The sequence below is a fragment of the Paenibacillus wuxiensis genome, assembly GCF_040195695.1.
Lineage (GTDB): Bacteria > Bacillota > Bacilli > Paenibacillales > Paenibacillaceae > Paenibacillus_B > Paenibacillus_B suaedae.
This window is the reverse complement of the sequence record NZ_JBEFZI010000006.1, coordinates 472,080-488,814: the sequence shown is the minus strand read 5'-3', so window position 1 is coordinate 488,814 and position 16,735 is coordinate 472,080. Positions and strand designations below refer to the sequence as shown.

Genomic DNA, 16,735 nt, shown 5'->3' with positions numbered 1-16,735 from the left:
CAGCTGGCAGCGTATCCAGCGAAGTCGAGGGTACGTGAGCATGAGATGGTGCAGCGTGAGCCGTATACGACGCAAGCGACCCAGAGTCATCCGGCGCTAGTTATCTATCTGCTCGATGTGAGTGGCTCGATGACACTGACGGATGGAGGTAGGCGTCGAATCGATGTGGTGCGGGACGCTCTCTATGTTGCTTTAAGGCAAATGGTATTCCGATCCACGAAAGGGAGCCGCATCTCTTCGCGCTATCGCGTCGCTATCTTGGCTTATAGCGATGAGGTGCATGATTTGCTAGGCGGTATTAAACGAATCGATGAAGTTATGGGGGCCGGCGATTTGCCGAATTTGCGCACGTATCGATATACGAATACGGCCGAAGCATTCTTGTATGCGGAGAAGTTGTTGCAGCAAGAGCTGCCGTTCATGCAATCCTGCCCGGCTCCGCTCATCTGCCATATGACGGATGGCGTATATTCTGGCGAAGACCCGGAACCGATTGTACGCCGCATTCAAGCGATGTCCGTGCCTGATGGCCATGTACTTGTCGAGAACATCTTTATCTCCGATGATGTGCTGGAACATGCAATCGATGAGCCGAAACGTTGGTCTGGCGTACACGATGATACCGTATTTACGGATGAATACGGCGTTAAATTGCAAAAGATGTCCTCTGTGATGCCAGAGAGCTATCGCGAAATGATGCTTGATGCGAACTACAATTTGACCGAAGGGGCGATGCTCATGTTCCCAGGGACGAATCCAGATCTGGTCTCGTTAGGATTCCAGATGTCTGCAGCGACGCCGGTGCGCTAATGAGGGATGTATGTGTTCATGTTCCGCAAACGTCGGAAACCTTGTTTCGAGAAGAGATCAGGTCAGGTTGGAGTTATCGGTACGGTTATTCGCGTTCAGCGGAGTCGCGAGCATCGGGAGATACCGGTCAAGATTATTGCACATTCGCGGAATCGGATCAGTCGATCGTATTCGTGCTTTGTGACGGCATTAGTATGTCGTATTATGGCGACTTCGCTGCGAGATTTGTAGGTGACCGCCTGTTGGAGTGGCTGGCGTCATTAAGCAGAGCATCGCTGGATGCCTCCATGCTCGAACGTGAGTTGGCAGTGGTTTTGGACACTGCAGCTGCTCGAGCGAGGAAGGAACTCGAAGATCATTCGATTCCAGAACATATTCAGGGCATGCTTCGCGAAGTATTACAAGCGAAGAAAAGACAAGGCAGCGGCACGATGTTCGCTTGCGGAAGAGTAGATCTGCCGAGCTTATCTAGGCCGGAAGGAAGCATACGTCTCGCTTGGCATGGCGATCTTCGGATACGACTCTGGCAGGGTGCTGAGGAGACAAGTGAATTGCTAGGGGATCAATTCCATACGTCTCATCAATGGAATAGTGAATCTGGCATTGTCCATGGAAAAGCTCACATTTATTGTGCCTCGTTGCAACAGGGGGATATCGGCAATGGCGGGGAAGTTCTACTCTATACGGACGGATTGCATGTGCTAGATTTTCATAATCCGGTGACGCCGGCATTGTTATCTCAGGTGATTAAGCAGGAAGCATTGGATGCCTCGAGTGATGATATGGCATTTTTCCATATTCGATGGGGACGCGACCTGTGGGACGGGCTATGACTGCGAAGTTGTACTAGAGAAGTGTAAGGAGAATGAAGGATGGGGTTTCAACCGGAAGTTAATGCGCTGCTTGAGATGAACGGCGAATGTTACAGCATTGGGGAACACCCTGGTGCAGCGGGTATTCCTTACGGCCAGGAGGGGCGTCAAGGGATTGTGTACCTGCTCTATTCGGAAGATCGGCGACAGAAGAAAGCGATGAAAGTCTTTCGCACGAAATTCGTGAATCCGATGACGGTCTATTATGCTAGCCAAATGGCCCAATTTGCGAAGGTTCCGGGCCTCGAAGCATGCAGTAGATCCGTGATTACGCCTGAGAATGCGGCTTTGCTTAGCAAGGAGCCGGATTTGCTCTATGCCGTTGTGATGCCTTGGATTGAAGGGCCTACATGGATGGACGTGCTAATATCGGAGGAAATGTTAAGCAAGGAACAGAGTTATGTAATTGCTCTTGCATTCGTGAAATCGCTCGCAGCCATGGAGCAGCGCGGTCTAGCCCATTGCGATTTATCGGGACCGAACATCATTCTACCGATGATGAACGATCAATTCGAAATGGTGAATACGGATGCATCGATACAGTTCATTGATTTGGAGCAGATGTACTCGACGCAGCTCGAACGGCCCGAATATGTACCTGCGGGATCGCCAGGATACGGATTCCCTCGGTTGAATGAAGCCTCGATGTGGTGTGCAAACGCAGATCGATTCGCAGGCGCCGTACTATTAGGCGAGATGCTGGCTTCATGCACAGATACGTTCGTATCGCAAGTGTGGGGGGAGAGCTATTACGCGCCCGGCGAGCTCGGAACGAATTGCGAGCGGTATCAGGCCATGAAGGAATCGCTTCGCATGGCGTGGGGCGAAGAATTAACCTCCTTGTTCGTTCGAGCGTGGGGAAGCCATGATCTCAGTCAATGTCCGACATTCGGTGAGTGGCTCATAGCGTTGTCGAAGATGGAGCAATTGATTCTTGGCAAGGCACAGCCCGAGGTTGCATTGAGCCAGCCGGAGATTGCAAGTGAACAGGGGACATTGAATGCAGCGCTTCTGAGGCATGCGAAGGATTTCGAAGCACAAGGCATGTTGCAGGATGCAATGGCAGTATACCGATCCTTACTCGCGTTGAACGCGCAGTCTAGCGTTGCAAAAGAGCTGGAGATGGCGATACATATGCTGGAGATGAAGCTTCAGCGAGCGGCAAACACGCGTGAGAAGTCGTCAACGAAACATCAGGACAGGAGCGATTCGACGTCCGTGTCACCCACACGGCATGGGAAATGGATTGTGTGGATCTGTATCGTGGCGATATTATCCGGCTTGGCGGGGTATGGCATTCGAATCATTCAGCCAGGTGCATCCGCAAAGGATCAGATTACCGCAGAATTGAAACAACAAGCGGTAGAGTTCGCTAAGATCAAGCAGCAACACCGCCAAGAGATGGATGTGATGGAAGCCACGGTTCAAGAGTTGAAGGCGCGCATCAAAGAGTTGAACAAGCCGTATGCCGCGAAGCGGGCAGATCTCATAAAGCAGTTAAACGAGGATTATGAGAAGCTAAAACGTGCATCGAAGTCAGAGCCTGGGAAACGTACGAAGGGAGAACAGAAGACGTTCGATGCATCTCAGACATATATGGAGCATCTGCTCCAGTTCGTCGCGAGGACGTATAACTTAGATCAACCTTTTATGAAGCAGGCGCATATTGTGGGCGGATATTATTTCCCGTACATGTATAACGCGGATCGGAATTCGCAATTGAATATACAGTTTCTCAAAGATTATAAAGATAAATTCCAATGATTCAGGTGAACTCATTCATGGGAGGAAGCAGGACACATGATATATGGAGCAGCATTAGGCCCATTTGTTAAGAAAGCGTTAGGAGAGAAAGGGTTTCAGACCAATGTGAAGAAAATGATAGAGACACTTCCACTGGACCCGGCGGTCTCTAATATGGATGCGATCGTGCTTGGACCGAAAGATATGCGGGGGTCCTTGGGACTGCGATTGAACGAAGCGATCCAAGAGCGGCATCCTTCGGTCGGCGTCGTCTACTTCTATCAGAAAGATAAGGATACGGAGCTGATTCAAGGCGATGTGACGAAGGTGAAGGCGGACAAGGTTACTCCCGAAGGCATTCAGGATGCGATTAATACAATTATTGAGATTCGTCTCATTGGATCGGACAACCGTGTGTTGGAATCAGCGGATAAGAAGACGTATGATGCTTCGCTGCTCGAGACGGTCGTATTGCCGCCAGCGCCGCCGCATACACCGGAAGAACCGCCTGTTGAACCCGAAGCGGACTTTGAACCGGAGCCTTCCGTCTTGCTGGCAGAAGCTGAGGTTGCAGTGGCGGAAGAACCCTATGTCGAGCCTTATTCGACGCTGGAAGCCCGAGTGGCTGAGATGGGAAAATTCGGTGATTTTGACTTTTTTAAAAAATCACTGCAGAAAGATACGATTCTACGCGAGTTGATGGACGAGAATACGCAATATGCGAATCTGATGAAGATGCTGGAACTGCTCGATCAACAGATTATCGATGTCTTCAAGGATACGTCGCTCTCGGCAGAAGAACGATTCGAGAAGCTCAAAGCGTTGGGGATTGATCGTGCCGCATACAAAGGACTGGAGAGCAGTATCGTCGCCGATAAAATCATGTCCATTATGGTCGCCATTATGAAATCCGCGGAAGAGACGGTGGATGCCCGGATCGCTGGCGTGAGACAAGCATTGGACGGTGTTGCTTCTGTGAAGCTCGTCTACCAAGATCAGAGTCGATTGCAGTCACTCATCGAATCTCGATTGCAGGTTCAGATGGAGCTCATGGAATTATCGAAGGGAATCATCGAAGTCTATCAAGCGATGGATCAGAGCGTGAGCGAACTGCTCGAACAATTCGAAGAAGAGCTGCCGTCGAACAATGACTATATTAATGCGGTGATGAATCCGTTGAAACCCATATTCACCCCTTCGAATATTGGAGCACTGACGACGAAGATATTAGGAGACTTGCAGCATAATCGCGTATCGTTGTCCATTATGGAAGAGAAGATTAAGAGTTTGATCAATCTTGTGTTCAAGTTATGTGAGGAAGATGCGACGATTATTGAATATCAGCAGAAGTTAATCAATTTGCTCTTATCGCAGCGTGTGGAAGATGTCGTGATCGTGGATAGTGTCATCAAAAATTCTCTGCGGATCTTCGTTGGACCTGAGGGTACGGGGCGTACGGCTACGGCATTAACGTGGGCGGGCGTGGTATCGCGTCGTCAGAATACATTGTTGCTCGATCTCACCGGGGAGTCGAAGTTGCGGCAGTATGGCGTGGAGCCGATGGCGCTGGATACATTCTTGGAGCAGCGGCTGGAGCAGCAATTTGTCTGTGTTGAAGGGAACCTGAATCAGACATTGGAGCGTGTCGATGAGGTCGTCGCTGAATTGAAGACGCGATTGAACTATTATGCGCATATTCATGTGATTCTGGATGCAGGACAATCGGAGTTGCTCAGTCGTCTCGCACCTTCCGCACTATCTGTTCATTTCATCACAGATGGCACGACACGGGGGACGAAGTTGTTGAAGCAGACGATCGAATCGTTCACGGAAGAGAATATTGCGAAGAAAGTGATTCTCATCGATCCGCCGATTGATCCGGTACGCATGATGCACGACCTATCGATTGATCCGTTACTCGCGAAATTAATTATTATTCCTCATCTTCCGCATATTCGCGCATGTGCATACAACCATACAAAGCCGTATGAGAACAAAGAAGTCATGACCGTATTTGAAGAAGCATTTCGGTAAAGTAGCAATAGATTAAAATGTCTACAAGGAGATGTGATAAATATGTTTAAGAAGACTTTGATGGCGATCATTGTGGGTACTACCGTTTTCTCGTCGGTCACTATGGCAAGTGCAGCAACTTCTTTACCTGAGGTACGGAAACCGTCCCTTGCAATTGATCTCATTGTAGATGGTAAGAGAGTTACCCTTCCAGATACAGAACCGTATATTGACAGTGCTGGTAATACAATGGTTCCTATTCGATTCATAAGTGAGAAACTAGGGGCCGATGTTAAGTGGGATAATGCGAAACAAATCGTAACTATTATTCATAAAGGTAATACTATCGTAATGCCGGTAGGTTCGAAAAAGGTTAATGTGAACGGTAGTGAAATCACCCTCGATACGATGGCAATTAAGAAAGAAGGACGTGTAGTAGTCCCTCTTCGCTTTGTTAGTGAAACTCTCAATGCGGAAGTTAAATGGGATGGTGCTTGGAGTGCGGTGAATATTGTAAGCCCAGAGTATCAAATTAAAATTGATAATGGTGCTGTAACACTAGATCGCTGGGGTCGTGAGCTTAGAGCTAATCAAAACTCTGATGAATGGATTCTTATGAGTGATACCCCTGATAACGTGTATAAGATTGGAAAGTATAAGATCTATCATATGACAAGCACTTCACCAGCTACAGAGTTTGGAGACAGATTTACAAAAGAAGAGTTAGATCGAATTGTGAAGAATGTAAAAGAGTATTACAAGCTAGCTCTTAATGTTGATTATAGAACTTTTAACTATAGCATATATTTCAATAATCTATTTAAGTTGCTTGGACACAATGGTTACATTAACCCTGCAGGTTCTCAAAAATACACGAGTTTTGTAAAAGAAAATAAATTAATCGTTGAAGGGTATGCATTCCCAGACCCTACAACAATCTATGATTATTATGGTACCAGTTTCATCAGAACTAAATTTAAGTTCCGGGTCTTAAATGCCACAGATCCCAGTCAGTTTAGCAGAGATAGCTTCGATCCTTCCGAAGTGTCAGAATCTCCTAAATGGGTGAAAGTGGGTCAGTGGTACGAGACCTATTCTGACGTATCCCTATTTACAAATAGTCAAGATTACCGTGCCACACTTAAGACTGGTAATACTGAAAATATGTTTAGGAAAGGATATTATTTACACAAGGAGTTGAAGTAATTGTATAAAAAGATAATTCATCTATTATTCTGTGCTCTGTTGATATTTACAATGATTCCAACAGCTTCTTATGCAGATCAGGATGGTGGTACGGCTGGTACTGGTTCTTTAGGTTTATCGTTTGATAAAGAAACTGGGATTCTACACTATGAAGCTCTCGACACCACAGCGACCACTAGCATACGCTACGTATCGGTAGGATGGATTATAAGAAAAGATTACAAGTGTGACGATCATGGTGGTAACCCTAAGCCCCTTACAGCCAAATGTAATCCTATGTCAGGTAAGAAGGATGTAGATTATATTCAGTTAGATTTAGAGAAGATGCTTAAAGAAAAGAAGATGACGAAGACAAGTAAACCTGAAGGAACAAAGACTAGAACTATCTATGAGATGGAGGCCAAATACATCCAAGATATCCTTAAGGCACGGGATAACTTTAAGGATATTAAAGAGGGCGATCCAGTCTACTTCTCAGCGTACTTCAACGTAACTTCTGGAGGTAAGAAGAAAAGTGGTCCTCATTACAGTTTGGAAGAAATACGAGATGCTGAGTGGTGGAAAGATAAAAGTGGATTTCGGCAATACTTCGACCAGAAGATATTTTTCTATGGTACAGCACCACTGGAGATCAAGATGGTTAACGCTTCAACTAATAAACCTCTAGACAGTAGCAAAGGAACTATTGAGAAAGATGTATCTACTCCAATAGCTGTAGACGATATCAAGCACTCTCAAACACGAGTGAAGAATACGAAAGAAAAAACAGAAGACTGGAGAATACGAACGACAACTACAAAGGTCAATATTCCGAAGACTTACACTGTAGGATCTAAAACTTACAAGTTGAAATGTTCGTACCAAGAACGTATTCCTTCTGATGGAAAGTCGGATGAAAAACTAAATTGCTCTACAGCAGTGAAAGGTTATCCTAACTTTTACCGAGATGGTAATACCACCACAAGGAATCCAAGTATGGTGGTAGGTGGTATGTGGCTCACATTAGTCTATGAAGAAGCTGATGATATTAAGTGTAACTGTTCAACTGAGTTAACTATTCCTAACAATGCTACGATCGGTGGGGAAGTTACGACTGATAAGATTGGTAAGATCGTTCCAGTATCAATTAATGTGAAGCAGTCTGATGAAAGTCTTAAGGATTGGGAGACTGCTCTCAATGGAAAGAAAGATGTCAAGTTCAAAGTAGACGTAAAACGGACTGGTGGAAGTGGAAGTCCGCAATGGACAGGTACACCAAAGCCGGGTGATGAGTCTATTATAACGGTTGATCAGTTGAAGAAATACTTCTCTGGAAATACCCTGCTGGAGTATAAAGACGATCTATCGAGCTACTCAATAGCAGAAGGCCAGAAAGTGGAATTTGCTTATTCTGCAACTGTGACAGTAACTTACACTGATGGTAATGATAATACGATAACGGTTGCCTGTGACGCGAATGATGGAACAAAGATCACATTTTTTAAGAAAAAGAAGCCAGATCCGAATAGATTTGGTTATTACACATCGCGACCAAGTTATTGGTCAGAGATTAAAGAAGGTACTCCAGGAAATGAATCATTCGATGCCATGGCTGGAACCCCAACAACTAGAAGCCTGTACTTTGCAACAGGTGGTTCTGAATTTATTGTGGACATCGAGACAGAGTATGTTTCAGATGCTACAGCAACTCGTACTTATACATCTAAATTTAATGCAGTTCCTTCTGGATGGAATATGTCTCCAATTACAGGATCGATAGGTCATGAAAGTCCTCCTCCACAGCCAACACCTAGAACTAAGACTGACGTATCTGGAGCATCGTATACAGAGAGAGTTTCATCGCACAGTACGAAACATGTAACGAAACCGGCGGTACCTTGTTCTGGTAATCCTTGTACAGGAGGATCACCAGAGGAGTCACACACAGACTACTGGTGGGTACAAGAAGGCTATAACAAAACAGTAGGTGGTTATTCCGATACTTGGACTCAGACTGTAACGTTCGACTATACGAAGATTAATAAAGTCCATGTATGGAAGATTGATAAATCGAAAGTTAATGGTATGGCAGAGCTGACAAAAACGAATGAGATCACAGCATCTGTCGTTCAAGGAGATCCAACTATATTCGCTAACATTGCTGCTTCCAACACGAGCGCTGCTGGTCGATTGAGGTATTCGCTTGAGGCTAATCAGCACGATAATGTAGTGTGGAATGAAGGCAACTCAGATAACAGAGATGCCAACAGTCCAGATGATAACTATGGTGTTAGTGAAACTGCTAGGTTCAAAGAACGACGAGCTCTGACTACAAATGTGACAGCAGTATCAGACTTCTTAATTCTGCAGACTTCAAGCGGAGATCAATCCGTCATGTATTTTGACAAGGAATCGAATACAGCAAAGACAACAGATCCACTCATTGTACCTAAGACTAGCAAAGTCGCTCAATGGGACAGTAATGTTAACTCTGCTGCGAAGTGGAGCCCAGATGCGATTAACATCGGCTCTTACAATGGTAAGTATGGAAGTCCGACTCTGAAGTATATCGGCTCTGGCAGTGGAAGTACAGTACAAACCGTATTCGATAGATTACCTGCTGGGTTAAATAGACCCGCTCGGCCAGGTGGACCTCTGCGGCTCATGCAGACAGGAATTAACCCAATACGAGTTAATCCAAACGGGCTATACGTAACAGGTAATTCCACCGTATTCTACAGATCGATTCTCGATAAGGGTTCTAACGAAACTCCGTACTCGAATACGAATGACCCGAAATACGGAGCTAATGGTCAATCTTTTACATCAGCGTACTCGCCTACACATTCAAAAGTGAATGATGTAGTATTGCATGATCCAGTATCTACCGAGAAAGCCATAGTAATACCTCTAGAAGAAGCTAGGGATCAGAGAACTAACGATTCCAAACTACTCGGTGGTAATCTGCAGCAGAGCATAACAGAGTATGAGAAAAAGCTGAAGCCTGATTATAGACAGAACCTCATACCGAATGGTGATGCTGAAATACTAGACTTCGATGGTCAAGTTACAGGGTGGCAAACTTGGACTGAAGCGAAACCAGAAGATATCACCTTCACCCACAGGTCTGGCGATCAGTGGGTAATAGGAGGGTCTAGTTCATTTGAGATAAGCACCAAGACGAAAGCTAAAGCTGGCAAAGATATCAAAGGTGTTTACTACAGAGATATCAGTGTCAAGCCAGGTAAGAGGTATCAATTCACCGGAGACCTAGGTTGTCATAGATGTAAAGGTAATTTCTACATTGATGCTAGAACTGCATCTGGGACTATTGTAAATTCGTTCGGATCAGAGGTAGTTACTGGTGTTGCAAAGACAGGAATTAAGATTGATTTTACGATGCCAACAAGCGCATCCATCGCAAGAATTCATATAGTCAAAGGTGAAACTAATGGTTCGGATGGGTCAATGAATGACTACCTCTTTGCTGACAATTTGAAGCTGACCAACCAATCAGATAATGAATGGGTCGGACTTGATCCTGTATATCAAAGAATAGAGGTATCAGATCCTAACTATCAACCGCCTGTTACTGGGATGACTGAGACATTCACCTCTCTCGGATCTAACACCTTTACTGCAAAAGCATCTGGTACTTATACGTTAGAAGCATGGGGAGCAGAGGGAGGTACCTCCGGTTATGGAGGTAAAGGTGGATACGCGAAAGGTACGATTACGCTTAACGCGGGAGAAACCTTAACAGTAATGGTGGGAGGTCAAACTGGAACTAACGGTGGTGGGTCTGGACACGGTCGTGCTACAGATTCCGGAGGTGGTGCCACAGACTTCCGCAAAGGTGGCAGTGCTTTGTCTGATCGAATCCTAGTCGCAGGCGGCGGTGGAGGATATGGTGGAGGCACTACGGCTGGCGGAGCCGGTGGGGGGCTATCCGGAGGGGATGGTCAGAAGAGATACGGCTCAGAAGGTCGTGGTGGTACTCAAAATGCCGGAGGAGATGGCGGTTCAAATGGAGGTTCTTCAGGGTCTCTAGGTACCGGTGGATCGAACACGGATGGAAGCAGTTCCGGAGGTGGCGGAGGCGGAGGTGGTTACTACGGCGGAGGTGCCGGAGGTAACGACTATCCTAGGTACAACGATATGGATGACTCGGGTGGAGGTGGAGGTTCTTCCTACATCGGAGGAGTCCAAGGAGGAACCACGACAGCAGGTATGAACTCTGGAAATGGTAAAGCTGTGATAACTATACCGGATAGTCCCGGAACAGGAGCACCTACCAGAGTGGAAAAGGTAATGCTGAATCTTGGAGGTGCTGAGCCGCCTCCTGACGCTTATGAGTATATACCTAAAGTGTCAGACCCGGAGAAGGAAGTTGACGTTCCTGGGCTTGGAAAGTTTAAGCCGGGTAACTTCATCAATCTCGATTATGGATTCAGTATCTACTTCCCTAACAACGGTGATTTCTACGGTAACGGTGCTTGGGGAATAAGCAGTCCATCTGCGATAGAAGGTAAGGGCTTTGTCAATAATATGGATACAACAGAGTGGACAAAATCAAAAGCAGTTCGATTCGAATATCCAGTTATATACAAGGGTCAGATGTATCTTCAAAATGAATGGATAGAGCTTCCGGTAGCTGAATCTAATTTCGACTTCTATGTGCCTTTAGCGGCAAAAGAAAAGATGAGTGCACTGGTCGAATTTAGGGCAATTGCTATTAATGGTGAAGAAGACAATGAGGTGCCGATTAATAAGGTTCGGTATAATAATCTCGCAGCCAGACATAGTGCTATCAAGAGATTCAATATTGATGTAGTCGGTAATATAGGTAACCTCGTCATAGAGGACACAGGTGATTTCAGATTCTCTAATCTATTCAAAGAACCTGTATCTTCTAATCAATGGTTTATACCGAACCTTGTGAAGAAAGTTAATCCAAATAAGCAGAACAAGATTGTTGGGGATACTATTGACATAAGAGGGAAGGGTGCAAGTGCTGAGACACATTACTTGAACACTTACGGACTACTCCCTCATAAACAACAGATGCCGATAGAATTACCGTTATCTCCGGAGAAGAACAATATAACTGCGTTGCAAAAACAACCAATGCGTCTGGGTTATAACGTTCTTGCTGATGTAGAGACTACAGGTAACTATTACGCTAACCTGCAGATAATACCTTACTACTATCAATTGAATTTACAGACTGGCAAATATACACCAGTGGATGTATACATGCTGGTGAATGGTGAGTATAAGCCGATTAATAAATTCGATAATGTCAAACCAGGATGGGATAACAAAAGTGTCTATCCTTATACCTACTCACTTAAGTGGGTAGAGGAATCGGGCCGTAGGAATTATTCGAAAGCGGAGGAAGACAATACAGACGCAGTAACTTACTACTCCACAATGAGAGATACGAGTACAGCGACAGGGAAGACTTCTCAACCATCAGGTATGAACTACCCGTTTGGTACAGCTCAGATCTCCTCACTAACCGGTCGAAATAGAACCTATATCGGATCTGAAAACACTTATGGATATTTCAAAAATCCTGGCTATAAAATGGATACTGAAGAGTTTGGTATGCAAGCACAACGTTGGCACTTTACGTACGGCTTACCATCTTCGGCTGTAGTAGTAGCAAAAGGTAAACCAGTTACGAAAGGCAATATTGAAGACATGCGTAACAACACAAGCGTTCTAGTGATGGCCGCGGACATCAAGGCTATTGGAGAGGTATACGCACTTCAATACAAGGTGCCTGGCGGTAATAAGGAAATTAAGATAAGCGGTAATAGATATCCGACTACAAGTATTCCTTATCCGGTAATTAACGTGTTCTCCGGTAACAAATCTTCCGCAGATGATTTGGAGATCTCCGGAACGCATTAACAACAAAGTTCTGCTGGGTGTAAAGCTCAGCAGAATTTCTTTTTAAAGGGGATATGTAAATGTATATGGATGAAGCCGGAATTAATATAGCTTTTCATAGGGTAAGTCGAATGTTTGGTAAATTAGCAATAGATTAAAACGTATAAAAGGAGAAGTGATAAATGTGTTTAAGAAAATTTTGATGGCAATCATCGTTGGTACTACCGTTCTTTCGTCGGTCACTATGGCAAGTGCAGCAACTTCTTTACCTGAGGTACGGAAACCGTCCCTTGCAATTGATCTTATTGTAGATGGTAAGAAAGTTACTCTACCAGATACAGAACCATACATTGACGGTGCTGGCAATACGATGGTTCCTATCCGATTCATAAGTGAGAAACTGGGAGCCGATGTTAAGTGGGATAATGGAAAACAAATCGTAACTATTATTCATAAAGGTAATACGATTGTTATGCCAGTTGGTTCGAAGACGGTTACTGTAAACGGAAATACTACCACTCTTGATGCAATGGCAATCTAGATCGGCTACACTTAGTTGGACAGAAAAATTAAGGGCTAGTAGAATTAACACATCATAACAAGGAGCGGATCTACTATGCCAAGAATAAGACGAACATTTACAGATGATTTCAAGAAACAGATGGTTCAGCTATACGAGAATGGGAAATCAAGAGCAGACATTGTAAGTGAGAATGAGTTGAGTGCATCTGCATTGGATCGCTGGATTAAACAAGCCCACCAAACAGGTTCCTTCTCAGAGAAGGACAACCGCTCTCCAGAAGAAAATGAACTTATTGCATTACGGAAAGAAAACCAACGACTCAAAATGGAGAATGACATTCTAAAGCAAGCAGCGCTGATCATGGGACGAAAGTAAGTGTCATCCATCAAAATCGCGACAAATACTCGGTATCAGCAATGTGCGACGTCCTGCAAATAACTAGAAGTACGTACTATTATGAAGCAAAAAACTCCAGCAATGAAGATGGTATTACGAAGCTAATCGTTGAAATCTTCCAGAAGAACCGAAATGCATATGGTACAAGAAAGATTAAAGCAAAGCTTCACGAACGTGGACTTATCGTATCAAGACGTCGAATTGGCCGCATTATGAAGAAACAAGGCCTTGTTTCTTCATACACCGTGGCTCAATACAAACCTCACAAAGCAACATGCAACGAATTGCAACAGGTAAATGAACTGAACCGCAAGTTCCAGCAATCTGAAGCTGAGCGCGTCGTTGTAAGCGATCTAACGTATGTCAAAATCAAAAACAGATGGCACTACATCTGTGTATTAGTTGACCTCTTTAATCGAGAGATCATTGGCTCAAGTGCAGGGCCGAAAAAGGACGCAGCTTTAGTCACACGAGCCTTTGCTTCTGTGCAAGGAAATCTAAGTCAAATTCAATTATTCCATACCGATCGCGGTAGTGAATTTAAGAACACGTTGATTGATGAGACACTTGCTACGTTCAAGATCGGTCGTTCCTTAAGCATGAAAGGGTGCCCTTATGATAACGCAGTTGCAGAAGCTACGTTTAAAATTATGAAGACAGAAATCATTAATCAGATGAACTTCCACAGTTTACATCACCTAGAATTGGAGCTATATGACTACGTAAATTGGTTCAACAAACATCGCATCCATGGAACCTTAGGCTATATGAGTCCAGTAGATTACAGAAGATTATCTCTTAAAAAAGCTGTCTGATTTAGTGTTGATAATCCACAACAAGCTTTTTATCGTGATAATCATTGAGGAGGGAATGACTCCAGCATTATACTTAGATTCAGAACAGATTAAATTTGCAAACGATATTAATGCCGAGTTCGATATTGATATCTATGCTAATAATTCGGAATGGGATTGATCAGTCCAGAATAGGATATTGCAAAAGTTTTCAGAGCTATTCCGTTAGTTAAAGGAGAAAAAATGAAGAAAATCATCTTTATATTAATTGCTGCCTTGATTATTTCTAATGTTATTTGGGGGTACTTATACTTTAAGGTAGATTATCCTGCTGTCCATGTATATAACCTCAAAGGTACCGGAGAAATGTGGGACATTACGGATTACAAAATAATAGTCACTCCTAGTAATATACTACGCGGACATGGAAAGTTAGCGTACAAAGGTGATCCAAAGAATTTTGAGAAGATTACTTCTTATCAAATGAAATTTGAAGAATTGAATTTGGATGGGAATTATGACATCGTTTATATGACTGAAGCAAGTTCTAAAGAAGGGACTGTAGCTATTCCCGCCAATCTAAATGATATAGGTTCTATAACCAGAGAATATTCTTATAATGAACCAAAGAAGGATATACATAACTATAATAGCACTACGTTAACGATTACATGGAATGATAATGATGGTAAGCTTCACTCTGAATCCATACGTCTTTCCATTGAAAATGAGATTAATCTTGATTAATGCATATTATGTTGCGAATGAACGTAAATTTCATTCTACTTCCAGGTTCGGCATCTTGTACTTCTCTTTCGATAGATGCATAAACATGGAAAAATTTAGTATATATACGACCCAGCCTAAGAGGTAAGCTATCTAGGGTTGATTCGCAACGGGGGGACGATATATGAAGCAATTGCCGACGATTGAATTAGAAAGATTACTATTGCGACCGTTTCGTTTAGATGATGCGAAAATTGTTCAAGAATTAGCAGGTGATAAATATATTGCAGAGATGACGCTGTATATCCCGCATCCCTATGAGGATGGAATGGCAGAACAATGGATCAATACACATGCCGTTAATTTTGATGGAAATCGTTCACTCGAACTAGCAATTGTACATAAGGAAGATCAATATGTAATCGGAGCCATCTGTATCGGACTGAATCCCAAGTTTGAACATGGTGAATTGGCCTATTGGATAGGGAAAGCGCATAAGAACAACGGATATTGTACAGAGGCAGCGAAGGGAATTGTCAAATATGCATTTGAAGAAATGAATGTGAATCGAGTTTATGCACGTTTTTTAGGGAAAAATCCTGCATCGGGACGAGTAATGGAAAAGCTGGGTATGAAATACGAAGGAACACTGAGACAACATGTGAAAAAATGGGGTGAATATGAAGACCTCATTTATTACGGGCTTTTAAAGGATGAGTATCTTAATCAATGAAACTCTGCAATAGATTGAAATCTTAGAGATAAGGATGATCCTGTGATGGATATCCCGTTTATCTCGAGATAAGCATTTCGAATTGTTAAGAAAGACATGTCAAGTTTTCAACGTAAAAACACCTCCAAGCTTGACGCCCATATATTACGATATAAGGGCATTTACTTGAAGGTGTTTTAATTTGTCTCACGTTACTTATTTTTTATTTGCACTAAAACTCTTGATATTGCCATCCATAAATTGATAAACATCAAAGTTCCGAAAATATCAGCCACAACTACATTATATCCTGTAAATAGGTTTTCAAAGCGAAATAATGGCGTGTTATAAATGGCTATGAATAAAGATATGATCATTGATAACAGAAACAGTTTTTTCTTGGTTATCATATAAATGCAATACAGGAACGTATAGTAAGCCCAAAATTGCGCGGCAAACCATGCATGAGAGAGTCGAATGCCTGCTTTTGTATGTAGAGTTGTTAAAACCAGTACGAGTAATACAAGCAAAGCGATGAAAGGAGCAAATTTAACGAACTGCAAAAGCTTTATGATAAAGCTTTTTTTTGTGCTTGGATGAGTAACTTCATTTTGAATCATCTGGTTCGATAAATAATGAATGAAAAATAGTAAACCTAGACTAATAGCCAACATCAAAAACATCATCATAATTATTCCTTCTTTTCTAATGTAATCAACTAAGATGTCGTGTGAAATTTCTATCTTATTTCAACTTATATTATTTTATACTTTAATTGTTAATTTTCAAGTTTTTTAGAAGAATAAATGCAACGAGGTGGAATGAATAATCCGATTAGGTGGGGATGCATTGAAGTATGTAATGAGTTTTCTGATTACAGGTTCTCTACTTGTATTGCTGTTTCTTTCATGCGATGATCCTGTTACCACGACAGCTTCTTATATTCACTACCTACGAGTATACCGATATAAACAAGAGGGTGGAACATAAAATATCCATCATAACCCCAAAAACAGTCATAATGATGTGAATGTCTGTTGTTTGCAATGCGATTGGAAAAATA

General features: G+C 43.3%; 12 protein-coding genes. 11 read left to right on the top strand and 1 reads right to left on the bottom strand.

What is annotated here, in order from left to right; all coding sequences use genetic code 11:
• Window positions 1-45: 45 nt before the first annotated feature.
• From ABN764_RS16140 to ABN764_RS16095, 11 genes are all read left to right on the top strand, one after another.
• The gene (locus ABN764_RS16140) at window positions 46-810 is read left to right on the top strand and encodes a vWA domain-containing protein (protein ID WP_446672555.1); all 765 of its coding nucleotides are present in this window, start codon (window positions 46-48) and stop codon (window positions 808-810) included.
• The gene (locus ABN764_RS16135) at window positions 810-1,643 is read left to right on the top strand and encodes a protein phosphatase 2C domain-containing protein (RefSeq protein WP_446672508.1); all 834 of its coding nucleotides are present in this window, start codon (window positions 810-812) and stop codon (window positions 1,641-1,643) included. Before ABN764_RS16140 ends, ABN764_RS16135 begins: the two co-directional genes overlap by 1 nt.
• Window positions 1,644-1,682: 39 nt before the next feature.
• Complete coding sequence (locus tag ABN764_RS16130; protein WP_446672507.1) at window positions 1,683-3,446, top strand: hypothetical protein; 1,764 nt, start codon at window positions 1,683-1,685, stop codon at window positions 3,444-3,446.
• Between the two features lie 36 nt (window positions 3,447-3,482).
• Window positions 3,483-5,459 carry a hypothetical protein gene (locus tag ABN764_RS16125; RefSeq protein ID WP_446672506.1) on the top strand — a complete coding sequence of 659 codons (1,977 nt, stop codon included), beginning with the start codon at window positions 3,483-3,485 and terminating at the stop codon, window positions 5,457-5,459.
• A 42-nt stretch (window positions 5,460-5,501) separates the two neighbouring features.
• Window positions 5,502-6,644, top strand: a complete 1,143-nt coding sequence (locus ABN764_RS16120; RefSeq protein WP_446672505.1) for a copper amine oxidase N-terminal domain-containing protein — start codon at window positions 5,502-5,504, stop codon at window positions 6,642-6,644.
• A complete protein-coding gene (locus ABN764_RS16115) occupies window positions 6,645-12,542 on the top strand; it encodes a glycine-rich protein (RefSeq protein ID WP_446672504.1) in 5,898 nt (1,965 codons plus the stop codon). It begins immediately after the preceding gene.
• A 163-nt stretch (window positions 12,543-12,705) separates the two neighbouring features.
• Window positions 12,706-13,062, top strand: a complete 357-nt coding sequence (locus tag ABN764_RS16110; RefSeq protein WP_446672503.1) for a copper amine oxidase N-terminal domain-containing protein — start codon at window positions 12,706-12,708, stop codon at window positions 13,060-13,062.
• A gap of 75 nt (window positions 13,063-13,137) precedes the next feature.
• Window positions 13,138-14,255, top strand: a protein-coding gene (locus ABN764_RS16105; RefSeq protein WP_446672502.1) for an IS3 family transposase whose coding sequence is annotated in 2 segments (ribosomal slippage) — window positions 13,138-13,384 and window positions 13,384-14,255 — 1,119 coding nt in all. Because the reading frame shifts where the segments join, the coding sequence is not laid out codon by codon here.
• A gap of 4 nt (window positions 14,256-14,259) precedes the next feature.
• Entirely contained in the window at window positions 14,260-14,415 is a 156-nt protein-coding gene (locus ABN764_RS29560; RefSeq protein WP_512699556.1) for a DUF4279 domain-containing protein, read from the top strand.
• Window positions 14,416-14,477: 62 nt separating this feature from the next.
• The gene (locus ABN764_RS16100; RefSeq protein ID WP_446672501.1) at window positions 14,478-14,981 is read left to right on the top strand and encodes a hypothetical protein; all 504 of its coding nucleotides are present in this window, start codon (window positions 14,478-14,480) and stop codon (window positions 14,979-14,981) included.
• Window positions 14,982-15,144: 163 nt separating this feature from the next.
• A complete protein-coding gene (locus ABN764_RS16095) occupies window positions 15,145-15,693 on the top strand; it encodes a GNAT family N-acetyltransferase (protein ID WP_174808946.1) in 549 nt (182 codons plus the stop codon).
• A 191-nt stretch (window positions 15,694-15,884) separates the two neighbouring features.
• Here the strand turns inward: ABN764_RS16095 and ABN764_RS16090 are convergent, their stop codons facing one another.
• The gene (locus tag ABN764_RS16090; RefSeq protein WP_446672554.1) at window positions 15,885-16,358 is read right to left on the bottom strand and encodes a hypothetical protein; all 474 of its coding nucleotides are present in this window, start codon (window positions 16,356-16,358) and stop codon (window positions 15,885-15,887) included.
• Window positions 16,359-16,735: the final 377 nt, after the last annotated feature.